The organism is Bradyrhizobium sp. LM2.9, from assembly GCF_054056555.1.
Window position 1 is genome coordinate 4,697,569 of sequence record NZ_JBSRYJ010000002.1, and the last position, 23,296, is coordinate 4,720,864.

Annotated in this window: 21 protein-coding genes and 7 pseudogenes; 10 read left to right on the forward strand and 18 right to left on the reverse strand. The window is 61.0% G+C overall.

The window, feature by feature from the left end; translation table 11 throughout:
* Positions 1–4: 4 nt before the first annotated feature.
* From tnpB to ACVWW3_RS24515, 3 genes and pseudogenes are all read right to left on the reverse strand, one after another.
* Positions 5–325, reverse strand: coding sequence for an IS66 family insertion sequence element accessory protein TnpB (gene tnpB / locus ACVWW3_RS24505; protein ID WP_456648390.1), 321 nt, complete (start codon positions 323–325; stop codon positions 5–7).
* Between the two features lie 69 nt (positions 326–394).
* Positions 395–748, reverse strand: a complete 354-nt coding sequence (gene tnpA / locus ACVWW3_RS24510; RefSeq protein WP_456648389.1) for an IS66-like element accessory protein TnpA — start codon at positions 746–748, stop codon at positions 395–397.
* Between the two features lie 184 nt (positions 749–932).
* Positions 933–1,052, reverse strand: a pseudogene (locus ACVWW3_RS24515) (SbmA/BacA-like family transporter); the annotation flags it as partial.
* Positions 1,053–1,446: 394 nt separating this feature from the next.
* On the opposite strand from ACVWW3_RS24515, the gene ACVWW3_RS24520 reads away from it, so the two are divergent.
* Positions 1,447–1,839: an avidin/streptavidin family protein gene (locus ACVWW3_RS24520; protein ID WP_456648388.1), complete on the forward strand. Its 393-nt coding sequence runs from the start codon at positions 1,447–1,449 to the stop codon at positions 1,837–1,839.
* A gap of 777 nt (positions 1,840–2,616) precedes the next feature.
* The gene (locus tag ACVWW3_RS24525; protein WP_456648387.1) at positions 2,617–3,108 is read left to right on the forward strand and encodes a hypothetical protein; all 492 of its coding nucleotides are present in this window, start codon (positions 2,617–2,619) and stop codon (positions 3,106–3,108) included.
* A 368-nt stretch (positions 3,109–3,476) separates the two neighbouring features.
* On the opposite strand, the pseudogene ACVWW3_RS24530 reads toward ACVWW3_RS24525, so the two are convergent.
* Together ACVWW3_RS24530 and ACVWW3_RS24535 are read right to left on the reverse strand one after the other, a co-directional pair.
* Positions 3,477–3,670: pseudogene (locus tag ACVWW3_RS24530) on the reverse strand (hypothetical protein); the annotation flags it as partial.
* A 17-nt stretch (positions 3,671–3,687) separates the two neighbouring features.
* A complete protein-coding gene (locus ACVWW3_RS24535) occupies positions 3,688–4,125 on the reverse strand; it encodes a hypothetical protein (protein WP_456672164.1) in 438 nt (145 codons plus the stop codon).
* Between the two features lie 113 nt (positions 4,126–4,238).
* Here ACVWW3_RS24535 and ACVWW3_RS24540 point away from each other — a divergent pair.
* Positions 4,239–4,628, forward strand: a pseudogene (locus ACVWW3_RS24540) (transposase); the annotation flags it as partial.
* A 200-nt stretch (positions 4,629–4,828) separates the two neighbouring features.
* Here ACVWW3_RS24540 and ACVWW3_RS24545 read toward each other — a convergent pair.
* Positions 4,829–6,075, reverse strand: a pseudogene (locus tag ACVWW3_RS24545) (type II toxin-antitoxin system HipA family toxin).
* Entirely contained in the window at positions 6,068–6,382 is a 315-nt protein-coding gene (locus ACVWW3_RS24550; protein WP_456648385.1) for a helix-turn-helix domain-containing protein, read from the reverse strand. Before ACVWW3_RS24550 ends, ACVWW3_RS24545 begins: the two are co-directional and overlap by 8 nt.
* 840 nt (positions 6,383–7,222) lie before the next feature.
* On the opposite strand from ACVWW3_RS24550, the gene ACVWW3_RS24555 reads away from it, so the two are divergent.
* Positions 7,223–7,549, forward strand: coding sequence for a hypothetical protein (locus ACVWW3_RS24555; protein ID WP_456648384.1), 327 nt, complete (start codon positions 7,223–7,225; stop codon positions 7,547–7,549).
* Here the strand turns inward: ACVWW3_RS24555 and ACVWW3_RS24560 are convergent.
* From ACVWW3_RS24560 to ACVWW3_RS24590, 7 genes are all read right to left on the reverse strand, one after another.
* Complete coding sequence (locus tag ACVWW3_RS24560; RefSeq protein WP_456649754.1) at positions 7,494–8,852, reverse strand: tyrosine-type recombinase/integrase; 1,359 nt, start codon at positions 8,850–8,852, stop codon at positions 7,494–7,496. The two genes, ACVWW3_RS24555 and ACVWW3_RS24560, sit on opposite strands and share 56 nt — an antisense overlap.
* Before the next feature lie 559 nt (positions 8,853–9,411).
* The gene (locus ACVWW3_RS24565) at positions 9,412–10,089 is read right to left on the reverse strand and encodes a hypothetical protein (RefSeq protein WP_456649753.1); all 678 of its coding nucleotides are present in this window, start codon (positions 10,087–10,089) and stop codon (positions 9,412–9,414) included.
* Positions 10,090–10,269: 180 nt separating this feature from the next.
* A complete protein-coding gene (locus tag ACVWW3_RS24570) occupies positions 10,270–10,830 on the reverse strand; it encodes a hypothetical protein (protein WP_456648383.1) in 561 nt (186 codons plus the stop codon).
* Positions 10,831–10,853: 23 nt separating this feature from the next.
* The gene (locus ACVWW3_RS24575; protein WP_247348807.1) at positions 10,854–12,440 is read right to left on the reverse strand and encodes a hypothetical protein; all 1,587 of its coding nucleotides are present in this window, start codon (positions 12,438–12,440) and stop codon (positions 10,854–10,856) included.
* Positions 12,441–12,640: 200 nt separating this feature from the next.
* Positions 12,641–13,123, reverse strand: a complete 483-nt coding sequence (greA, locus tag ACVWW3_RS24580) for a transcription elongation factor GreA (protein WP_456648382.1) — start codon at positions 13,121–13,123, stop codon at positions 12,641–12,643.
* A gap of 92 nt (positions 13,124–13,215) precedes the next feature.
* The gene (locus ACVWW3_RS24585; RefSeq protein ID WP_247441648.1) at positions 13,216–13,701 is read right to left on the reverse strand and encodes a hypothetical protein; all 486 of its coding nucleotides are present in this window, start codon (positions 13,699–13,701) and stop codon (positions 13,216–13,218) included.
* Positions 13,702–13,861: 160 nt separating this feature from the next.
* Positions 13,862–14,200, reverse strand: coding sequence for a hypothetical protein (locus ACVWW3_RS24590; protein WP_456648381.1), 339 nt, complete (start codon positions 14,198–14,200; stop codon positions 13,862–13,864).
* 245 nt (positions 14,201–14,445) lie between these two features.
* Between ACVWW3_RS24590 and ACVWW3_RS24595 the strand changes: the two genes are divergently transcribed.
* Together ACVWW3_RS24595 and ACVWW3_RS24600 are read left to right on the forward strand one after the other, a co-directional pair.
* Complete coding sequence (locus tag ACVWW3_RS24595; protein ID WP_247348800.1) at positions 14,446–14,679, forward strand: DUF3551 domain-containing protein; 234 nt, start codon at positions 14,446–14,448, stop codon at positions 14,677–14,679.
* Between the two features lie 318 nt (positions 14,680–14,997).
* The gene (locus ACVWW3_RS24600; RefSeq protein ID WP_456648380.1) at positions 14,998–16,533 is read left to right on the forward strand and encodes a peroxidase family protein; all 1,536 of its coding nucleotides are present in this window, start codon (positions 14,998–15,000) and stop codon (positions 16,531–16,533) included.
* 90 nt (positions 16,534–16,623) lie between these two features.
* Here ACVWW3_RS24600 and ACVWW3_RS24605 read toward each other — a convergent pair whose 3' ends face one another.
* Positions 16,624–17,583 carry a cupin domain-containing protein gene (locus ACVWW3_RS24605; protein ID WP_456649752.1) on the reverse strand — a complete coding sequence of 320 codons (960 nt, stop codon included), beginning with the start codon at positions 17,581–17,583 and terminating at the stop codon, positions 16,624–16,626.
* A 215-nt stretch (positions 17,584–17,798) separates the two neighbouring features.
* On the opposite strand from ACVWW3_RS24605, the gene ACVWW3_RS24610 reads away from it, so the two are divergent.
* From ACVWW3_RS24610 to ACVWW3_RS24625, 4 genes and pseudogenes are all read left to right on the forward strand, one after another.
* Positions 17,799–18,569: an alpha/beta fold hydrolase gene (locus ACVWW3_RS24610; protein WP_247441643.1), complete on the forward strand. Its 771-nt coding sequence runs from the start codon at positions 17,799–17,801 to the stop codon at positions 18,567–18,569.
* Between the two features lie 131 nt (positions 18,570–18,700).
* Positions 18,701–19,577 (forward strand): annotated as a pseudogene (locus tag ACVWW3_RS24615) (alpha/beta fold hydrolase).
* Between the two features lie 51 nt (positions 19,578–19,628).
* A pseudogene (locus tag ACVWW3_RS24620) lies at positions 19,629–20,124 on the forward strand (DUF302 domain-containing protein).
* A 107-nt stretch (positions 20,125–20,231) separates the two neighbouring features.
* Positions 20,232–20,759: a hypothetical protein gene (locus ACVWW3_RS24625; RefSeq protein WP_456648378.1), complete on the forward strand. Its 528-nt coding sequence runs from the start codon at positions 20,232–20,234 to the stop codon at positions 20,757–20,759.
* 32 nt (positions 20,760–20,791) lie between these two features.
* Here the strand turns inward: ACVWW3_RS24625 and ACVWW3_RS24630 are convergent.
* The 3 genes and pseudogenes from ACVWW3_RS24630 to ACVWW3_RS24640 form a co-directional block, all read right to left on the reverse strand.
* Positions 20,792–20,978: pseudogene (locus tag ACVWW3_RS24630) on the reverse strand (hypothetical protein); the annotation flags it as partial.
* A 43-nt stretch (positions 20,979–21,021) separates the two neighbouring features.
* Positions 21,022–21,540 carry a hypothetical protein gene (locus tag ACVWW3_RS24635; protein ID WP_456648377.1) on the reverse strand — a complete coding sequence of 173 codons (519 nt, stop codon included), beginning with the start codon at positions 21,538–21,540 and terminating at the stop codon, positions 21,022–21,024.
* Between the two features lie 183 nt (positions 21,541–21,723).
* A complete protein-coding gene (locus ACVWW3_RS24640; RefSeq protein ID WP_456648376.1) occupies positions 21,724–23,271 on the reverse strand; it encodes an acetolactate synthase large subunit in 1,548 nt (515 codons plus the stop codon).
* Between the last annotated feature and the right edge of the window lie 25 nt (positions 23,272–23,296).

Genomic DNA, 23,296 nt, shown 5'->3' on the forward strand with positions numbered 1-23,296 from the left:
ACGGCTATCCGACCCGCGTCGGACGCTGGGTTTCTTGCGGGTTGCGCCAATCGATCCCGGACAACAGGTAACTCATCTGCGCCGGCGAGATCGTCACTGCATCGCCCGCAACCGAAGGCCAGATGAACCGCCCTCTCTCCCGTCTTTTGGTGAACAGGCATGCTCCCTGGCCATCGTGCCAGATCATCTTCACAAGGTCGCTGCGGCGACCTCGGAAGACGAACAGATGACCGCTGAGCGGGTCTTTGCGAAGCACCTCCTGCACTTGCAGCGCCAACGACGGAAAGCCTCGGCGCATGTCCGTGCAGCCTGTCGCAAGCCACACTCGCGCGCCTGTCGGAACCGGGATGATCGGCGTACCAAAGCATCGAGAACGCGACGTAGTGCGTCTCCATCAACCTCGCCATCGACCCGGATGCGGTGCCCTACCAAGATCTATCTCGATGATGCCCAGGCTCTTCCGTCGACGCGCCGCCGTCGTCGTCAATGGCGCTTCGGCCATCTCCCGCGGCGGCACAGACGGCCCAATCTCGACCGGCACGAACGGCGCTATACTCGCTTCACCGTGCTTGCAAAGCTCTTTGCGCCACCGGAACAGCTGGCTTACATGAAGGCCAGCCATGCGAGCCACCTCGGAAACACTCGCTCCGGGCTCGAGCGAAGCTGCAACAAGCCGTTCCTTCTCATCCTGCGACCACCGGCGCCGCCGCTCGACCGATGTGATCACCTCCACCCTCGAAATCGTCATAGCGCTTCTCCTAGGATTACCCCTAGGACCTGCAGCGTTCGCGTCCGTCAAACAAGGCGGCCCTCAACGGAGGAATACCTTGAGACCCCAAGGCCGATCAGATCAGTGAGATGCAATTGGTCCAGCGGGCGCTTTGGCGCCGTGGGCAGCGGCACTTGCTTTAGGCTCCATAAAAGCAGGGCAGCGCGATGCCGGTAAAGGTCAACAATTCGCTATAGAACTGCTCGACCGTGACCGGTGCCGACTTCGACAGCGCGGCCTGGACCAGGTCGTAGAACGGTCCATACCAGCTGTTGATCGCAAGCCGCCTCGCCAAAGGCCCGGGCCGGATTCGGCGTGCTCACGATGAGAGCTATCGAGGTCGGCGCCGCGGCGCTTATCGTCGCGTTCGGCATTGCCCGATCCGATACAGCTCGTGGACAATGACCTCTACTCTCCGCATCTCCTCCGACCATAGTCATGGCTTTGCTGCCTCACATCAGAATAACGGAGCATCGGCTCGGCGCTCGGCCGCCCAGGCGAACCGATTCGGGGATGAAAAGACCGAGGGCTCGATAGGGTCCGGCTACGCGGCGATCCAGCGTGATTTCGGGTGTATGCGCCGCATTCCTTTGCCGAAAGCGAGATAAGAGCAGCGAATATGACCTCAAGTTGTATCACGCTGGATGATCCACATTGCGACCTTTTGGGGCTTCAATATGAAGAGACTTCTGGGACTCTTGCTGCTCGCCCATTCCTTCTTTTTTTCCGCCGAGGCCATTGCGCAGAGGCTTCCTGCTCCCTCATACTGGAAGAATGAAAGAGGTTCAGAACTTCTTGTTTGGTCCGCCAATAGCGGGGCAATACAAGGGACTTTCACAAACCATGCTCAAGGGTTTGCGTGCCAGGGCATTCCTTATCCTGCATCGGGAGCCGTTAGCCCAACAGGCTTGTATTTTGTTGTTACCTTTGCCCAGTGCAATTCCTTCACCCGGTGGGTTGGAAAACTCAACGGGTCTCAAATGCCGACCTCATGGACGTTGTTCTACGTTGATAAGAACGGCAAGCCCGGCAAGTTGAAGGGTGCCGATACATTCACGCGCGTATGGTAGTTTTCAATCTTCTTGCTCTGTCGCGACCTTAGATTGGAAACTCACTCTCGCGAGTTTTTGGCTGCGTCTCCTCGGGAAATGTAGGCTCGCCTTCGTGGAGCACTGGGCTGTCCCGGATCAGCTTCGATGCTTGACAGCCCGTAAGTCGTGCCGAAACGGCCCGGGAAAAACATCAAAGGGCCTCTCCCGAAAACTCGAAAGGACATTCTGAATTTGCGTCCGAATCGCGGGACGATCCGTGACTACCGTTACTTTTCAGGTCCTTGTTTGAAGCCGAGCGCGGGCTCCGGCAGATGCTGCTAACATGTGCGGCGGTCGCGTTGCTTGAGTTTGGTTGACGATGTGAATTTTCAGCTCTCGATACCCAGAATTCTCGCGCAGCGCGATTCGCAGGCTTCGCCGCCGGCAGTAGCCGAGAGCGCCCTCAGTTTAACCGTTCCGCGAAGCTGCTTGCTACTGCCGCTTCATGTTGCGCGGCGACAAGATCGCACGTTGGCAACGAGTACGGACTTGAACCGCCCGAAATGCAGGACTTACCAACTGTTCCCCGTTGCTTCATATCCTTTTCTGTTCGGAGCCTGTCGTTTTGCAGCGACAGCGAGGTGCGATCGAGCTGCTGCGAGCACCACCGTCGATGCCGCACAGCAGAGACGCAGGGATTCGTGAACCGCGGGTCTCTGCAGACAATCAAGCTGCATTGAGAGCCATGGCAGTACGTGAACAAGCGTGCCAAATCGCGCATCCCCTGTCTCACTACGTTTTTCTTGAGATTTTTTCATGACACCTATTCAAGCGATCAAAGATTGGTACGTGTCTCTGGACGACGAACTTCAATCGGACATCGCATACATGTTCGTATCTCTGACCCTCGGTGATCGCCAGTTTGCCCCCGCTGCCGCTGTTCGAAGGCTGCTGCAATGGTTTGACGAGCGTAGTGCAGGCACGGAACATGAGGATGCCTTAGCTGCCGTCATGTTTCACGCCTCATTCGAGTACATATTTGCCGGCCGCGTCACGGGCGCCGGGTGGATTTTTCCGGAGCAAATGTTCAAAGACGTGATCCGCGAGGCTGCTGAAGGTAAAGAGGCAAGCAAGATTGCAACGAACGCATTCCAGTTGCTGCGGAACCTTCCGGATCGGAAAACGAAATGGAAAGAGGCAGGTAAGAACTGGAATGCCCTAGTCAACTCGGCGCTCAACGATGATGCGCTGAGGCAGTGGACACAAGATCAGTTCCTGGCGAGCGAATTCGGGCCGACGCAAGACTGAAAAAGCCCTTGCCCATCTCCTCCGCGCAATCCTCGGGATGGAGCACTTGCCAGCCGGTCCCGGGAAGTCGCAATACGACCAGACTTTTCGAAACATCATGCCAATCAGCATGCCGATAGTCTGAGATTAGCCAGCGCGATCATTAGAACGGCAACTTCCAAAGAGAGTCCCAAAAGAACATCGCGGCGATCACGAAATAGGTGATCTAACCAATGGCTGACCTCCCTCAGAAATATGGGGCGATGCAGCACATCACAACCACAACGACAGGCGCCGCATGTCTGCTCAGAACTGCCGCCTAACGGCCGAGTGCACCCACACTCTGGTGGACAATCAAAGCAGGGAGCCCGCGTGGTGCCGAGGACCTGTCGCGCCATGATAGGAGCTTTGGAAAGCGCTTCCCGACCGATCTGTTTGAGCCGCTCGGGCCTCGTCTCGCCTCTGCTGGCAGCTTCCAGAATTTTCGAGGCGACATCAACGCGAGCGCCTGTCTCGTAGCGGAAAGGCTTACGCAGACCTCATCGAGGACCGACCGTAGAAGCGCAGTTGTAGCGGCGTTCATCTGGAGATCACACAGTCTCAAGCAGGCGTGCCAGTATAGGTTTGGGGTAACTCCACAGCGATCGATCCGAACTCCGGGGACCTGGCCAGCCCTCGCCTATTGGGTTCGGTGAAGCCAACGCCAATCCTCAAGCTCGGGTGGCCAATGTGAGAGCAACCAAAGTAGAGCTCGACGGACCTGCAGGAAACCTGCGCCTGCCTTAAGAGCTGTTCAATCAGCTCGTGCTCCAGCGTTGGAGATTGTAGTAGTTCCCACGAGACGCGCTCAAGAGCGCGGAGAGCATCGACACCATCGATGATCGAAATTGCGCGGTCGCGCCAACTTGAGGACATGTCAACCCCGAGCGACTTGGCGAGATCTAGTATTTCCTTAGTCTTCATCGCATCTGCGAGACGGACGATTGCGGCGAAGCGCGCTTCTTCTGTCCACTCTATCAGGCCGGCCCCGTTCTGCAATTCAACCAGCCGATGCGACCTCGCTATAGCGTTTTTGATAGCAGCGGCAATGGATCCGCCGCCTTGGACGAGGGCTGCTCTAACGCCTTGGACGCCACCCTCGCTTATATTCCAGCATGCAGAAGCATCGGCTCAGGAGTTCATCCGCTTCCTCAACCAGATCGAGGCTCAAGTTTCGGTCAAAAAGGCTGTCCGCGTCGTCCTCGACATTTATGCCACCCATAAGTACCCAAAGGTCGGCAAATGGATCGATCGCCATCCGCGTTTCACCTTCCACTTCACGCCCACCTCATCCTCGTGGCTCAATGCCGTCGAAGGATTCTTCGCCAAGCTCTCCAGACGCCGCCTCAACGCGCGTCTTCCGATCGGTCCGCGAACTCAAGGCCGCCCTCAACCGCTTCCTCGACGAAACCAATAGTGATGCAAAACCCTTCACATGGACCGCAGACCCAGACAAAATCGTAGCCGCCGTCAAACGAGGGCACCAACTGTTAGATTCGATCCACCAGGACGAGGTCGAGAAACGACCTGTCTCCTCTGCGCTTGGCAGCGGACAAGAGGTCGCCTTCGAGAACCGGCCGTCGCGTCTTGATTGGCAAGATGCCTGGAAGGCTGGCTAGGAAATCCGTCAGGGACGCATCCGTCAAAACGTCACTTATACGATGGGAATCGGGTGATGTACATTTTCAAGGACTGCCGCCCCCTAAGGGTCAAGGATGGGTGCCATTTCGTCGATATGTGCATCGATACGCTCGAGAACCTGCCCAGGCACGACGTCGCGTTCTGGAAGAACTGACCACTGGTCGCGCACGGCCGCCGCGGTCTCAGCTACAGCGGTCACCACTGCCCCTTCTGGAAGACGGCTGCGGTTCGCGAAATTACGCCAGCGCTCTGGAGTCAGAGCCTTGAATGACTTTTCGCCCGTAAGGCTCAATGCTAGACCATCTTTCGGGATATACGGAACTGTTGAGAGCACGTCGTAGATTGGCGCCAACGTAGGCGTCCGTCCGTCTCCAGGATACAGTAGCGACCAATTCTTCAGATGCATGTCGCCATTGCCCGTGATCACGGTGAGCGCAAGACGACGGACAAATTCGATCGCGGAATCGAACGAGACGCCGCTGTTCAGCGCGGCCGCAATATTGTGATACGCCGCACCAGTATATTTCTCGGACGGATAGCGGCCGAAGACCTGTGCAAAGTCCTCCATATGCACGCGCGCTCCATCGGCACGGCGATCGAAGCGACGGACAAGAAGCACTTTGCCCGTGGGGACATGGTGTTAAACTCTTCCGGAATGCCGACGAAATCCGTCTTTTCGACGAGTTCACGTGCAGGCACTTCCATCCCTAGCGCTTCCGCCAAGGCCAGGATCGCGAATTCGTTTTCCGAAAGTCCAATATGGGTGAGGGAGGGAAATTTCGCGATGTACTGCCCTTGCTCATCGTCGACGGCGAGCGTGATCCCCCCTTCTTTCCCGGTATTTTTCATGACGGAGAGCTTCATCTGGACACCGGCGAGCGAAAAGCGCGCCTTCTTGTTGCCTTCTGATTCTGGCCCGGCCGGAACGGGGACGCCGTCGCTCGGCAATGCTCGTACCGCTCCCGGTAGATTTGTCCCCAGTGCAGCCAAGAGATCGAAGTCGTTTCCAGGTCTTACTGACGCTGCGTGGTGCTTTTCCATTGCTGCGCGCAGTTTCTCTTCGGGCAGCAAGTTCGCGAAGAACGGCGGCAGCGCGCCGCGTATGGGTTTGGGATCCCGGCGGAGGCTGCCATCCGCCGAGCGAAGCGACAGGCTGAAGATCGGAGGGCCGTTCAAGCTCCGATACGCGGGCAAGAGATTGAATGCGTTGTAGTCGCCCGGCGTTCGGACGAGCGTGCCGACGGCAAGATCGTTTAATGAGATGTCGAGCGATTGGATACGTTCAGCCGCGAGGACAGGCTTATTCATGCTCCTCCTCCTCAACATCTGACGTGAACGCAGGACGGTCATCATCGCCCGTAGCTGGCTGCAGCATTGATTGAATAGCCGGTACCATCGCTTGCGGAATCAGCATCATTTCCATGGCAAGGGCGCGGGCAACGTTGACGAGTGTCGTTGCGCGGGCTGCAGCGGCACCCGTTTCAATGTCGCGATAGCGGGGCCTGCTAATGTTCGCCCGGAGGGCGATTTGCTCCTGGGATAGGCCAGCAGCCATTCGTGCTCTTCGAAAGTGCAGGCCAAGTTCCTTGAGCAGCGGGTTTGGAGCCGAAGCCATGGATATGTTCTCGGATCATTAACACCGAAGTGATATGTAGACAGATCATGGATCGCGGTCAAGCGAAACGTGAACAGATCTTTCTTGTCGCTAATGATCCGTAGACATATCTTTATGGCGATGGTTCCAGCGGCACTTGTCGTCTGAACTGTTCACTCTGCGGCCAGGATGTCCTTGGGGCTATGCACCTGACGCGATGAAGGAGGCAGATCTTATCGCCAAGGTTGACCGAGATTCCCATAGCGCTCGCGTGCATTGGGCACACAGGAATGGCCCGCCAGCGAACGAACCCAATCCTGGAACGCGGTGCGTCGCTTTTATGGAACGCCAATTGAAAACGGTCGGTAGATGGATGCGTCGAAGTTCTTCCATGACGCGCCGTCCTAGTGGCGTCGTGCCGAGTCGTTTCCGTGAGGCGCCTTTGGCGCCGAGCAAGTCCGTATCGCCAAGTCAATTCCGATGTCCGCCAACCCGCCTCGATGTTGCTGCGAAGCGTCGAACCACCTATCAGTTCGTTTTTCATTCATCGGCATGCTTCCCATGACGGCCAATAGCCTGCGGGCGTGACCGGCCGCTGACGTCGCCACTCGCAGGGCCGCAAAGCGAGCGGAGTGGTCTCGGCTACCCTACCAGCAACTTTTCTTCTATTCGCGTTGATATCCAATCCTACGACGCGCAATTGACGTGTTCCTATGCAACATCAACCGGAGCATGATGGTCAAATCGGCGGCACTCGACAGGCAAAGTTCGACGACTGCGTTGATTCTCTTGACGTTCCGCCCAAGAAGCGACGAGGCGATTACACAAGAGCCTCGCTCGCTTCAATCGTGAGAGTTGACGATGGGCCACTCGAAGGAGACGCTCCGCATCATGAAGCGACCTCGGAAGAATCGTGGCATGCCGCCGCCCGCGACGTTCGATATCGATTCGCTGCCGGGCAGCTCAAATTTAACGGCATTAGAGACGGCCGCCGTGATCCGGCGCACGCCTGGAGCCCTGGAGTTATGGCGGCGCAATCCGAACCACCCGCTGAAATGGCGCTACGTCGATAGCCGCCCGCTTTACCGAGTCGATGCGGTGCGCGACTATCTGGCCGGACGCGATAAGACAACTAAGTCGTCGCAGCCGCATAATGCTCGCGAAGGCGGCCAAGCAATTCGGCCTTGATGGGATCGAGCGGATTCGTCCGCTGCAGGCGCACGACCTTGCCCCCCCGTTTCGCGCCGACCAACTCCGCGATGTAGTCATGAGCAGCTTCGAACGCCATCTTGCGGATGATCCACTGTTCGTCGTGATTGTAGACCTGATCGATCCCGCGCGGCTTTTGCCCGACACACAACCGCTGGATTTCGTTGTCATAGCCGCAGCGTGACATGATGGTTCGCAAGCTGCGCCTTAAGTCATGCATTGTGAACTTGGCGACACCCGCTTCCTTAACCAGGCGGTCGACCAAGTTTGTGAAGCCCGACATCTGGCCGCCGGTCTTCGGTGACGGGAAGACATAGTCCGACGTCGCACGCTGGAAATGTTTTGCGGCCGTAAGCACCTCGTCAACGAGGTGGGTGCGCGGCACGTCGTGGTAAAGGCCCATCTTGGTCCATGCTGCATCGAAAGTGATGCGGTCATCCATGACGTGATTTTGCCACTCGATCATGGCTGGCTCGCTGCGGCGCGGGCCACCAAGTAGGCACATTCGTGTCAATAGCCCAAACGTCCCAAGCTTGCCGGATGCGTGCCAGACTTTGATGATCTCCTCGTCGGTCAGCGCCCGGCCCTTTGTTCTGCGCCCGACCCGCTGCGCGCGCGTCTCCCTGGGCAAGCGATAGCCGGCGAGCACGTTGTGCTCGACGTAACCTTCGCCGACGCACCATTCGAGGAACGTGTGCGTGTGCTTGCGCAAGTCCTTTGCTGCGCCGCGCTTGCCGGTCTTGCCGATCCTGTCCACCGCCGCCATGATTTGCCGTCGCGTGAGCTCGGCGATGGCGAGGTCGAAATGATCTTTCAGACCGCGTCGGAGTGCCGACATGGCCGGTTTCCAGTTGACGACCTGGCGCGCGGTCAGGGACATTTCGTAGGGGCCATCTTCAACGATCAGGGTCGCCAGTGTCGTGCACGGTCGCTCGGCCAGCGCTTGCCGCTTCGCCTCGCGCTTGACCTCATTGGGATCGATCCCAATGACCACCTCCCCAGCGACGACGGTGGCGGCCCTGCGCGCGGCCTTCTCATTGAATTTGGGCCATGCACCCAGCGTCTTGCGTTGGGTGCCTTTCGTCCCAGGCTTTGTGAACATGAAGACCCAGGTCCTGCCACCAGTCGCGCGCATCCTGATCGCGAGCCCCGGCTGCTCTGTGTCGTGCAGATAGTGCTGCGATTTGCCCGGCGGCAGCGTCGCCGCACGGATCGCCGCGTCAGTGAGTCTCAGGTAATTCGTCGTTCCTTCAGCTCTGAGAGATTCTTTACTCTTTTCCATCGTTTGTGCTCTTGCTCCTTGCGCCCTGAGACGGGTCGAGGCGCGACCCGAGAAGAAATGGACCACAAGCCATTGCCTCCAAGTTCCTAGTATGTGTGCCCCAAAGGGAATTCCTCTGAAGGGCACAGCACGGACATACAAAATGTGGTAAGGCCGACTGAGGCCAAGGATGGTCCAATATGGCCACAAGTCCTTACCGTACAAGGGCTTTTTACTATAAGACCATGGCTGGATTAGGTTGGCTACAGTCCACCAATTGTGGTTCACACGGGAGAGGTCCAAGGTTCGATCCCTTGTGCGCCCACCATTCACCTTCCTGAACCATCCCGATTGCGGACCCATCGTCGACGCCTGACGGCGCTTCGGGACCGTCTCAATCAAAAATGTCGAAAACAACCCCATGCACAGTAGCCGATGCGAGCCGGATCAATGTGTTACGCCTTTTCCGAATCCGCTTGCTCCGTCGGGCAAAATACGGGCAGGATGGCGTCATCCCGATATGTCCCACGCGGCCGGGTGGGGCTTCGCAAAATCCCTCCGCACTCTTCCGGAGCAAGCTTCAGGCGGTCCGCTCCGGCCGCCTGGCCGTGTAGAGACCGACCAGTGTCCCGATGGCGACCAGCGCTGCGGCCAGCAACAGCTGCAATTCCCCATCGTCGGTCGTGCCTACGGACGATACAAGTCTGGTCACGACGACGAACAGAACGCCCACGGAGGCCGCTGCACCCACGCCGAGATAGGCGAGCTCCCGCGTCAGGTCGCGGCCGAGAAGTCCGAGTGCGGTGAAATACATCGCGCAAGCGTTGGGATGAACGAACAGGGCAACGCGCGCGTAAGAACCGTAGGCGTCGAGGAGGGACTCGCATCGGCTCAGCGCCGCTTTGGAAGCTACCCGCTGCAACAACGGTCTGAAAAAACGAGCCTGTCCGTAACTCAGGACGGCGCCCACGATGATGGCCAGCCACGCCACGATAAAAACCGAGACATCAGCGGGCTTCGGATTGAGCGCCACGGACATCAGGATGAGGGCGGTTCCGGGAAAATAGCCAAAATACGGGAAGACCGACTCCAGGAGCACGCAGACGAACACGAAGACCGGAAACCATGACGAAGCCGTTGCATCGTGGACGATGGCGTTCAAGTCGAAGAGGTCAGTCTTGTACAGGACGAGGTACATGCACATGGCCAATCCGGCCAGCGCGTAGAACGGCAACGCCCCCGAGAGAAACCGTCTCATCCAGCCGCCATGCTTTGCTTCGCGGACACGGCGGAGACCTTCGATATCAGCACAAGACAACGGAAACGCATGGTTTATGTTTAGGCGAATGAGATTGCCCCTGTCGATAGCAATGCTCGCCTCAGCTGCGCGGGCCATTCGCCGCATTGAAATGCCCGCCGATCGGGAAGGCGCAGTCAATCACAGACCCAGTGTGACTTCGGCCCAGTGCATCGCAGTGCTGCCGCCCAGAAACTCGATCACGCGGGGTTCGATGGTCTCCGGCCGATCGTGGCCAATGACCGCGGTCGCTGCGATCATGTCGCAACGCTCATTGTAGACGACCGACACCAGCGTTTTGCCGGGAGCGCCACGTGAGTTGAGCGTGTAGGCGCGGCTGCGACCTTTCATCCACCCAATCGTGATGGGATGGCCGGAACCGAGTGGAGAGACTTCGCCCAGGAGAACGGTATCGCCCATACGATCGAGGTCATCATCATCGGCGACGCCCGTCGTGCAATTGCAGAAACCTATCTTGGCACGCAGGTACAGCGTCACCTCGACACCGCAGTCGGCCGCCTTGCAGCGGAACGACTTTCCTTTGCCCCATTGGTCAATCGAGAAGGGCCACGTCACCTCCTGCCACACCGGCGTGGCGGAATTTGCGGCGGCATGCCGTGGCACATAGAGCCACAACAGCGATGCCGCCAGCGTGCTTCCCAGCGCGATTGCGGCGACGGCGATGGCGGCTGCCCTTCTCATCACTCCACCGTTCTCGTTCCGGCTCAGTTGCTGGCGAGATATCTCTTCGCCGCCGCAACCTCGGGGCGCTCCGAATCGGCACTGGCCGTCAGCGTTACGAGCTGTTGACAGTTCTGTCGTGCCGCTTCCTTGTCACCAAGGGCTTCGGCCGCTTTGGCCGCTCCCGCGAAAGCGTGCAGGCGGTTCGGCTCCTTCGCCTTGGTTGCCTCGAATGCAGCAAGCGCCTCCCTGGCCATGCCGCGATCGAGCAGCATGAAGCCGTAAAGCTCGCGCGCCGGCGCCAGTGGTCCGGGCGTGATCACGTGCTTTTCCGTCTTGTCCTCGGCATCCGCCGCGGCACTCATCGCATTGAGGGCCTCGTCATACTTGGCCTCGGCGTAAAGCACCCAGGCGACGGCGACCTGACGCTGGACGTCGACGATTCCGGACCAATAATTGTCTTTGGCGTCCTGCAGCTTGTCGCGCAATTCCGCCAGCTTCTGGATGTCGGCCTTGGCGGCTTCCGGCTTGCCGGACCGTGCCGCGCCGAGGGCGCGCGCGAAATGCGATACTGCCATCGCGAAGTTGAGGCCGCTCGGCCTGACCGGCAGCTGCGATGCATCATCCCAATCGCTACGATCGATCGCATAACGCGCCGGCGAAGCCGCCAGCGCGTAATCTGCCGCTGCGACTGTCGCCTTGAAGCCGGTCTCCTTGATCATGTCGTCGATGACGGCGCGCGCCTGCTTGTCCTGGCCGAGCTGCAGGTGAGCATAAACCATGTAGTCTTGCGCGTGCAGGTAGTTGCCGACCGACTTTTCGGCCATCGCGGCTTTCACGGAAGCGGTGTTGGACTCGATCGATTCCTTCCAATAGCCGACGCGTGTGTAGATGTGGGAGGGCATGTGCTGGGCGTGCGGCGCGGCCGGTGCGATCTTGGCGTAACGATTGGCTGCATCGAGCCCTTTCTGCGCCAGCGCCGGGTAGTCGTAGAGGTGGATCAGATAATGCGTCACGCCCGGATGCTGCGGCAGCCGCCTGGAAATCGGCTCGAGGATCGCCGCGCCCTTGGTCTGCTGCGCGTAAGTCTTGTCGTTCAGATCCGCCGACGTATTGAGCGTAATGGCGTAGGCGATCTGGGCTTCCTCGTCGTCTGGAAATTTTGCCGCGACGCGCGCCTGCGCGTCACGCAGCATGCGCATCCGCTGGGCGTGAGGGATGTTGTCGTAATCGGCATACATCACCATCAACGCATCGATGTAATCGCGTTCGCGCTCGGTCGCGGCTCCGATCTCCTTGGCCTTCATGATCGCGGCGAGGCCCGGCGCCAGGTTCGGCTTTGGAATCGCATTGTGCGGATTGTCCATGTAGGTGAGCGCAATGCCCCAATAGGCCATGCCGCATGTCGGGTCAGCCTTGATGGCATCCCCGAAGATCTCCTTGGCGTTGAGATACCAGTAGGAATGCTGATAGCGCATCCCGCGATCGAAGCGGCGCTGGGCCACATCGTTGCAAGAGGTCTGGAAATGAACGCTGCCGAGCTGCTGATCTACATCGTCTTGCGCGGCCAGAGCCTGCGGTCCTGATAGGCCGAGACCGGCTACGATGACGAAGAACAGGGACTTTCGCATGGATCCCTCCCTTTGCTTGACACGCAATGTATTGGTCTTGATGGCCCTCACTATATGACGTTCGCGGCTTTTGAACAGCGAAGTGAATCGCGGCAGCGCGACTGACCCAGCGGCGCCTCGGAGTTGGCGAAACCGGTCCGAAGCCAGAGCTGTCGGGGTTCGATCCTTATACGCCCACCATTAGGCCTCAGATCGCATCCCTACCCGATCGACAGAATCTCGATCTCCTGCGCGCCCGCCCCCACGACGTCACCAACGGCCTTTCCCATCAGCGACCTCGCGACAGGCGCGACGAACGAGATCGAGCCGGCCTTGGGATCGGCTTCGTCCTCGCCGACGATGCGATAGGTTTGCACGCGGCCATCGGTGCGGCTGAACGTCACGCTGCTGCCGAAGGCGACGATATCGGTCGACACCGGGGCGGGAATGACCTGCGCCGTGCGCAACCGTTCGGTGAGATAGCGGGCGTCACGCAAGGGCACCGCCGACTGCCGGCGCTTTTCGTTGACGTCCTCGATGCGCTGCGCGGCTTCATAGCCCTCGCGCGCATCCTGAAGCTGCGTCTGCAATGCCTGCAAGCCTGCTTCCGTCACGAGATTTGGATGCGGCGAGATCGGCCGATCCGGCAATAGCGTCTCGGCGGCGGTTTCCGCGCTCTCTTCTTTGGTAAAGGCGACGCTCAAGTCGAAAATCCTGTCGAACTGTTGGGGCTCACCGCTTGCGCTTTCCCGCCGCGAGGAATCGCCCCCGGACGTCCGCTGGCGATTATCCCGGACTATATCTCAAGTTCAACGAACCGGCGCAGCTTGAAGACGAGGTCCGGCATGGCCTGGCGGAACCGCGTTGCATTCCGGAACGTGGTCGAGAACGGCGCGAAGGTGATCATCGCGTTCCAGTGCCTGTAACCGTAGACCGTCACGGAGGCGCCGGTCGCCGGAAAATTCTCGAGCTTGCGCAGCTCGCCCAGGACGAGATCGGCGATCGCTTCGGCCGGCAGCAACTGCTTGCCGTCAGGCGTGGTGGCGATCTTCGCCGGCGGCTCGGCCGGCTTGGTGACAGCCGGCACCGCATCGGGCTCGTTCTCGGGTTTGGCCGGCGCAAGATCGGGAGTTGACGGCTCGGCCAGTTCAAACCCGTTCGTCGGCGCCGTCGGCGGAACCTCAATGAGCGGCGGCGGTGCACTGTCTGCTGCGCGCTTGTTGCCTCCCAGGATGCTGCTGATCATGGCCACAAGGCCAGCATCCTTCACGTCGTCACTCATTACTCCCCCCAGGCTTCGGCCTACTCTAGCACCGCTCGCACGGACCGCCACTGGGGACGTATGACCGGATTCCGCCCGGCCAAGGTCCTGGTTTCAAGACTGTCACGCGGATGGCAGCGGCGGCGCAACGGCTGATCACCTCGCGCGGTCGTGCGATCCGTCACCGTTTATCGAACGGAACGTATTGCTGGTACTGCTTGGGCACCGAGCTGCGGTAGCGCGCGGGCACCGTGCCGCTGTCGACCGAGTGATCGATCTCCTGCTGCCGCGTCATCTTCTTCTTCGCCGGTTTCTTCGACGCACTCTTCTTGGGGTCGGTCGGCTGGCTGGAAGCGTCATTGGTTGCGCCCGGCGCTGTCGTCGTCGCTGCCGGCGCGGCGGTTGTCGCCGCGGGTGCCGCGGTTCCGCCGGCAGCCGGTGCGCCCTGCGCCAGCGCGAGCGGTGTTTGCATGAGAAGCGCCAGCGCTGCTGTCGCAGCCAGCAAGCATGAACTTTGCATCATAATCTCCAAAATTCCTGATCCGAATGAGGCAAGCGTAGTTCGCCGGGATCGATGCGTGCAAGTCCGCTCACAATAGGCCGGAACCCCATCGTGAACTGTGGCCGAGATCACATTGCCGGTGGCCGGCTGCGTCATGATGTACCTTGTCGCGAACGCAAGGCGTTCCGCCGACACCAACACAGGCATGATCCTGCATCAGACGAGCTCATAGTCCTATCCACTCGCTCTCGAAGGAGACTGAAATGCGTCGCACCATCCTCACTCTCGCATCGCTCGCGGCCCTGATCGCCGTGGCATCCCCGGCCGCCCAGGCACATCCTGCAAACGATCGATATTGCCTGCAGGGGCGCATGTGGGGCTATCCCGGCAACTGCCAGTTCACGAGCTATCAGCAGTGCCAGGCCACCGCCTCCGGGACGTCCGCTTATTGCGGCGTCAATCCGCGCTACGCGTTCTCGCAGCAGCGCGACTACTGACAGGTTCGCGGCGTGCGCGCACCACGCGCGCGCCGCTACAATTTTTACGTGAAGCCGATCCGCTTCGCCAACGCCCCGGCGAATTGGAAACTGTGCGAAGCCGCCTGCGTCCGTCTATGACGAGAATGTTATCCGTCGCCGCGACGGAGAAATTCACGATGCGCGGCCGTGGCTTGCGGGCAAGGCGGCTCCTCCGAAGATTCCGATGCCCGGCAATTGTGATCCATCTCGCTCGTGGCACGCGTGATCGCGCTTAGGCTGCAAACTCCAGCGCAAGAAACTAGCCCGTTTCATTCGATTTTTCAGGGAGGTGTTTCAATGAGCAGCCGCCACGCAATTGTCCCGCGCGGTCTGAACGCAACGCGTTCGCCGCTTTCGCAAGGCCGCTTCGGTCGCATGTTCCGCAAGATCAAACCGGCGACATTCGGCCCGAACGATTCCGACAATGTTGCGAACCTGTCGGCGCTGGCCGACAAGATGGTCGCGGGCTTCGATGGACCGAAGGACGGCCCGGACGCCGAAGAGAGCGGCATTCCCGCGCTCTACACCTATTTCGGCCAGTTCATCGACCACGACATCACCTTCGATCCGGTAAGCTCGCTGACCAAACAGCAGGACCCCGACGGGCTGGTCGACTTCCGCACGCCGTCGCTCGATCTGGATAATCTCTACGGCCGCGGTCCGAACGACCAGCCCTACATGTATGACGGCATCAAATTCCGCCTCGGCGAGAAGGTGACCGGCGCGGGCGTGCCCGATGCCAGCGACCTGCCGCGCTTCAAGGGCCGCGCGCTGATCGGCGATCCCCGCAACGACGAGAACAGCATCGTCTCGCAGTTCCAAGCCTTGATGCTACGCTTTCACAACCGCATGGTCGACGACAATGACAGCCTGTCGTTCGAGGACGTGCAGCAGCGCGTTCGATTCCACTATCAGTACGTCGTGTTGAACGACTTCCTGCCACGCATCGTTCATGCCAGCGTGCTGGACGAATTGAAGACCGCGGGCCGCTACGACCGCAGCAAGCTCGCCTACTACCACTGGAAGACCTATCCGTTCATGCCGGTCGAGTTCTCGGTCGCGGCCTATCGGCTCGGGCACTCCATGATCCGCCCCGGCTACCGGATGAACGATGCGGGCAACATGCTGTTGCAGATTTTCCCCGACCCCAACAATCCCGACCACAACGCGCTGACCGGTTTCCGTTCCATGGGCCCGGGACGCGCCATGGACTGGGGCCGCTTCATCGATCTGGACACGCGCGCCTATGGCGTCGAGGACGACGACACCAATGCCGACAACAAGAGGCGGCTTCAGTTCGCCTATCGCATCGATGCCTCGCTGGTGGACCCGCTGCGCAAGCTGCCGCCGGAAGTCGCGTCCAATCCGTCGTCGCTCGCGCTGCGCAATCTCGAGCGCAGCTGGCGGCTCGGATTGCCATCCGGCCAGGACGTCGCCAAGGCGATGAATCTGATCCCGCTGACGGACGACGAGATCATCATCGGCAAGGCCGTCGACGAGCCCGGCACGGGCGATCCGCAAGTCAAGATCGCGACCATCGCGAACGGCGCGTTTGCCGGCAATTGCCCGCTCTGGGCCTACATCCTGGCCGAGGCGCGGCAGTTCCAGACCGCCGTCACGATCCCCGTCACCGGCGCGCCCGGCCCCATCAACACGCCGCAGCTCGGCCCCGTCGGCGGTCGCATCGTCGCCGAGGTCTTCCTCGGTATGATGTTCGGCGCAAACTCCTCTATGCTGTCGCTCGACCCGCAATGGACGCCGGTGACCGGATCCAGCTTCGCGCTGAAGGATATCGTCGCCTACGCGCTCGGCCAGGGCGATCCGCTGCATTGAGCGGGTGACGGACGTGACGCAAGGCCGCTCGTGTCATGCGAGCGGCCTCGTGGCCCACCGCGCCGCGTCGGCCGGCGCGCCTCGTCGAGGTCAATCGGACACTGTTACCGCCGAGCCGTCCGGTTGCGGGGGGCTTCCGTCAAGGTGTCGGTTGGCCCGGTAGCGGCCGGGCGACAATCCGTGATGCCGGTGGAACAGTTTTGAAAACGCCGCGGCCGTCTCGTAACCGACCTGGCTCGCAATCCGTGCGATCGGCTCACCGCTGGTTTCGAGCAGGAACGCCGCTTCCGCCATCCGGCGTTCGATCACATAACGGTGCATGGACTGGCCGACGAGCTTGGTAAAGCGCGCCGAAAATACCGAGCGGCCGAGCCCCACGCGGTGGCCAAGGTCGCTCAGGGTCCAGGGCCGCTCCGGGTTCTCGTGAATCAGCTTGAGCGCCGGTCCGATATGCGGGTCCGATATCGCGCCGAGCCAGCCGCCTTGTCCGGGACTGAGAGACGCAATCCAGCTTCGGAGCACCTCGACAAAGAGCACTTCCGTCAGCCGTGAGAGCGCGACGCTTTGGCCGGGACGCTGATGCGCGGACTCGCCGACCATGCGGCTCAGGATTGCTTCAAGCCATCCACGCTCCGCCGTCGGCTTCAACAGGAGCACGGGCGGCAGCAGCTCCAGCACGCTGCCGAACAGCGGCCGTGACACCGTGAAATTGCCGCAGATCATGGTCGAGAGCGGCTTTGCACGGCTGCCATGTCGAACGACGCCAAGACGCGGCGACGATCGATCGATATCCGCAATTCGCAAAGGCTTCGCCCGGCGGTCCGAATAAAACACATGGGGCTCGCCGCGTGTGATCACGACAAAATCGCCCTCGCTCATCTGGATTTCCTGACCCGCGAGCGCGAGGGTTGCCGAGCCCTGGCTGAGATAGTGAAACAGGGCGTAGGGGCGCGCCGGCAACTCCAGACTCCAGGGATGGCCGAGCTCGAAGTGAAACAGCAGCGTCCCGCCGAGACGAACGCGATCGAGCACTTGAGCGAGGATGTCCATGCCGCCGAGATTAGACCGGTGGACGATTGGACACAACATCCGGACGATTGATCCCTATCGTCCGGAAGGACCGCAGAATAGTTCATGTCGCGGCGGGCCGACGTTACGTGCGGCAACCATTTCGCCAACGGCAGATGGAAGAACCGCGCTTTTGCTGGAAACGCCTGTCCATTCCTCCGGACTCTGTTCGTCCGACATGCCAACAGGAACAATCAATGCGACATATCCTTCTCTCAGCCGCCAGCGTGCTCCTGGCCGGAACGACATTCGTCGGCTCCGCTCGTTCCGCCGAACTACCCAAGGGAGCAGCCCACAACATCGTGCTCGTGCACGGCGCTTTCGTGGACCAGACCAGCTGGCAGCCCGTTGCCGATATTCTCACAAAGAAAGGCTACCGCGTCACGCTCGTGGAAAATCCGCTCACTTCGCTCGCCGCCGACGTCGATGCCACCAAACAGGCGCTCGCGAAGCAGGACGGCAGGACCGTTCTGGTCGGCCATTCATGGGGCGGCGTGGTGATCACGCAAGCCGGCAACGATCCCAAGGTTGCGTCGCTGGTCTATGTCTCCGCCTTCGCGCCGGAGGTCGGTGAATCCCTGGCGTCGCTGGCAAAGGCCGGCCCGCCGACCGAAGGCGGCAATGCGATCCATCCCGACGCGAAGGGCAATTTGTACATCGATCCAAAGGTGTTTCCGTCGGCCGTCGCGGCTGACCTTCCTCCGGAGATCGCCACGCACCTCGCCAACTCGCAGCTTCCACTGAACCACGTTGCGTTCGAAGCCCCCGTCGACGTTGCGGCCTGGCATGACAAGCCGACGTTCTATGTCATCAGCACGAAGGACAAGGTCCTCGCTCCCGAGGCCCAGAAGTCGTTCGCAGCCAGGATCAAGGCTCAGACGACGGAAGTCGCCGGCAGCCATGCCTCGCTCGTCGTCCATGCCAAGCAAGTCGCTGAGGTCATCGAAAAGGCGGCGCTCGCGAAGTGACGGTACCGCTCCCGGCGCTTTTGCGCCGGGAGCGTGCACGCTCGCTCAGAGGCCTACAGAGGAAGGCCTCGGTCGCTGCGCCACACCAGTCTCCCCACTCGATTATTTGTGCCAAGCATCCGGAGGATGACATGACTCAACTCGACATCGCGAGCCAGGACGCCGCCACGCTCGAAGCGGCGCCGACCCGTTACATCGAAGGCCACGGAATCCGCTTCGCCTATCGTCGCCTCGGCCCCACTACCGGAACGCCGCTGGTTCTCCTGCAGCATTTCTCGGGCAACATCGATGCATGGGATCCCGCGGTCGTCAACGCCATCGCCAGCCGATCGCCCTGTTATCGCATTCGACAACGCCGGGGTCGGTCGCTCGACGGGCCAAACGCCTGACAACATCGCAGCGATGGCGAGAGATGCAGTCGCCTTCATCAACCTGCTCGGCCTCTCCGAAGTCGACCTGCTGGGCTTTTCGCTCGGCGGCTGCGTCGCCCAACAGATCGCCGCCGAGCACCAACGGCTGGTCCGGAAGCTCATCCTCGTCGGCACCGCGCCGAAAGGCGGGGAAGAACACCTGTTAGCGGTTCTGCAGCAGGCGTTTTCCCAGACCGATGCGCCGGACCCACGTCTGCCACTGTTCTTCACGAATTCGTCCGCCAGCCGGTCGTCCGGCCTGGCGTTCCTGAAGCGCACGAAGGTGCGGAAGGACGACCGCGACACCGATAACGGCAGCGCGGTCACCGATCCGCAGGCCAAGGCGCTGATCACCTGGTGCGCAACCCCTGATCCCGAGCACGCCATTCTGCGCGCCATCCGCCAGCCCGCTCTCGTGGTCAGCGGCAGCCACGACACCATGCTGCCCGCAAACAACGCCTATGCCATGTCTAGGGAACTCGGCAACGCTCAGCTGGTCCTCTATCCCGATTCAGGACACGGCGCGCTGTTTCAGCACCACGAGACCTTTGTCAGCCACGTCCGAACCTTCCTGGATGCACAGCCCGCTTCTACGTAACACCCGGCACGTTCCGACGCGATCATCCCTGAGAGTTGTTACGGAGGACAGATGACAATCGCCAAATTCGAGGTGGAGCGTTTCAGCCTCACGAGCTCGAAACCATTCGACACTGTCGTGGCCGCGTTCAAGTCGGCGGTCGGGCAACCCGACATGATCGAATTTTTCAAGGAGACGAGGGCAACGAATTCCTTCGCGGACCTGGAGCACGTCGTACAAAGCGGCCTCGGCCGAACGAACCTCATGCTCTTCGCGGAATTCGACCTCGGCGACATTCTGCGTCGTGAAACCGGATCCAGGACACCCAGGATCATACGGGCTTGTGGTCGGCAATCCACTCATCATGAAAGAGATGGTCAAGCACGTGCCAGATGCCGGATCTTACGCTCCGGTCACCGTGCTTATCGACGAACGTCCCGATGGCGTGCACGTCTCCTATGACAAAATGGAGAGTTATCTGCTGCATAATGGCAACTCGGACGCCTTGGCCGTCGCTCGAAATCTCGATGCGAAGATCACAACCTTGCTAAGCGAATGTGCAAGCTAAAACGTCCTTATGACGTCTTCGGCCGATGGGAGTGGGTAACTCATACCCATCGCGGCGCGATGGACGTTGTCATGACGTGGGCCAGACATTGGAAGGGAAATTCCTGCATGTACAAGACGCTTCTTGTCACTCTGACTGTCGCGGCTCTTTCCATCGGGCCTGTCGCGTCCGCTCCCGCCGTCAGCAAAGAGCCGCTGGATGCTGCGACCCTCAGCGCGATCAAATCGAAGTTCGGCAGGCTGATGGAATTGGCCAACAAGCATGATTTCAAGGCTCTGCATGAGATGTTCTGGCAATCGCCCTCGACCCTGCTGGTGGCCAAGAGCGCGATTCCGTCCGAGGGAAACTGGGCCGGCTTTTGGGGCAACGAGGCGATTGATCAAAAGCTGCATGATATCGGCAGCTCCGGTCCGGTCGTGCTCGAGCCAGATTATGCGAAGCTGCGGGTTGTCGGCCTGACGCGCGACGTCGCCGAGTCCTACGTGCCGATGAACATCACGGTCTCTTATGCGGGGCAGGATGGAACAGCGAGGCCGTTTCTGATGATCATCAATTGGCTTCGCGTCGGGAAGGACTGGAAGGTCGCTTCCGAAATCATTCTGCCGGTGCCGCCCGTACCCGCAGCGAAGGGCTAGGCGCGAGGCCTCAATTGTTCGGCACCGACGCCTCAGCTGCAGACCGAGGACGGAGGACCGAATGACCGGGCCTCGGCGATCTTCGGTCCGGATGACGGCATCTGCGCGTTAGCTGCCGAGAGTCGTTTCGACGGCGATGCCGGGTCCGGCAATCGGAGAGCGGCGTCGTGGCTGGAATGGCCGGCGGGCAGCGGTTGGCGGAAGCACGATCACTTTCGCTCGACGCCAGCCGATCGCGTCGCAGTTGCACGTCACGTCCCACTTAACGCGCCGTCCCGAGGCCGCTCTCCTCCAGCCGCGTCGCGAACCAGCGCGACAGCGGCTGATCGACGACGCCGCTGACATAGACCTCCGAGATCGTCACATGGTGCCTGTCCAGCACCAGCAGCACGCCGATCCAGTAGGCGAACCAGACATGCGCATCCGTCAGCGCCATCAGCTTGTGCTGGTCGTGATCGAGCGGGGTGTGATTGCTCGCCTTGCGGATCTCCACGGTGAGCAAATTGTTCGGGATCTCGCGCTGATGCACGACGACGTCAGGATAGATCGACTTGCCCAGATGATCGTCGGTCGAGATGATGGTGCCGTGGGGCAGATGCAGCGTGCGCTCGCCGAGCCGGTCGTAGTTGCAGTCGACCGCCCAGCCCGAAAACTGCCGCTCGAGATAGACGGCGAAGCGGTGGGTCACCGCCCGCTCGCCGATGTCCTTCTCGAACAGGAATGCTTCGTGCGCGTAGAAGTCCCGGAGCGCCGCGATCACCTTGTTCAGCTCGGTCTGCATCGTGCTCCCCGGCCCATCACGCGCATTCCGATGCGCCGTCACCAGACCCTCATGGTGAGGAGCGCGGAACGCGCGTCTCGAACCATGAAGGTCCGTATCCCGCCTGTCACCATCCTTCGAGACGCCCGCGTAACGCGGGCTCCTCAGGATGAGGCCGGAATTCGCGGCGCGATCGACCAGATCCTACATCTGGACTTCGATCAGCCGCGGTCCGGGCTCGGCGACGGCTTCGGCCAGCGCCTTGTTGAACTCGTCCGCGTTGGTGACGGCGCGGCCGGGGACGCCCATGCCCTTGGCCAGCGCCACGAAATCCAGCGTCGGCCGGTCGAGGCGGAGCATGTCGTTGGCGCGCTGGCCGGGCTCGCCGGCGCCGACATTGTCGAACTCGCCGCGCAGGATCTGGTAAATGCGATTGGCGAACACGATGGTGACGATGTTGAGATTCTCGCGGGCCTGCGTCCACAGCGACTGGATCGTGTACATCGCGCTGCCGTCGCCGACCATGCAGATCACCTTGCGATCCGGGCAGGCGATCGCGGCACCAATCGAGAGCGGCGTCGAGAAACCGATCGAGCCGCCCATGTTCTGGAGCCAGTCGTGCGGAGCGGCGGCCGCCGTCGGCGGGAAGAAGGCGCGGCCGGTGGTCAGCGATTCGTCGATCAGGATCGCATTCTCGGGAATCGCGTAGGCGATCGACTGCGCGATCGAGGCGTGGGTGAGCGCGCCGGTCGGCTTGAGCAGCTCCTGCGCGGCCTGCGGCTTGACGTCCTTCGCACTGGCCTTCACCGCGCCCGCAAGCGCTTCCAGCGCTGCGACCGAATTCTCGCCCCAGGAGGTCATGCGATGCACGTCGCAGCCCTCGGGCTTGAGTATGCTCGGCTTGTTTGGATAGGCGAAGAACGCCACGGGATCGTCGGACTCGACCAGCACGATGTGACGGAACTTCGCCAGCATCTGCAGCGCGTTGTCGATCACGTAATGGATCCGATCAATCGAAAAGCGGCCGCGGCCGCGCGCCATCCTGGGACGGAAGGTCGGGCCCATCACGGTGCAGCCGGTCTTGGCGGCGATGCGCTCGGCCAGCGCCAGCCCCTGCTCGCTCAGCGCACTGCCGGTCATCAGCAGCAGCGTACCCTCTCCGTCGCCGTGCAGGATCTTTGCGGCTTGCTCGACCGCCTGCGGCGAATAGCTCGCGCGCTGCTGCTCGGCCGGAACCTCGGCGATGCCCTCGGCCTCGTTCCACGCAGTGTCCGCGGGCAGGATCAGTGTCGCGATCTGCGGCGGCGCGCTTCTGGCGGCGGCGATCGCCGCGGCACCATCGGCGGCGACCGATTTGGAGTTCGGCGAGGTCCGCACCCAGGACGACATCGGCCGGGCCAAACCCTCGATGTCGGAGGTCAGCGGCGCGTTGTAGGCGATGTGGTAGACGGCGTGCTGGCCGACGATGTTGACGATGCCGGAATTCGCCTTCTTGGCGTTGTGCAGATTGGCAAGGCCGTTGGCGAGACCGGGACCGAGATGCAGCAGCGTCGAGGCCGGCGTGCCCTTCATGCGGAAATAGCCGTCGGCAGCGCCGGTCACCACGCCCTCGAACAGGCCGAGCACGCAACGCATCCCGGGCACGCGGTCGAGCGCTGCGACAAAATGCATCTCGGAGGTGCCGGGGTTGGAGAAGCAGACGTCAACCCCGCCCTTGACCATCGTCCGCACCAGACTTTCCGCACCGTTCATCCGTCAGCTCCCGTAACCGGCAATT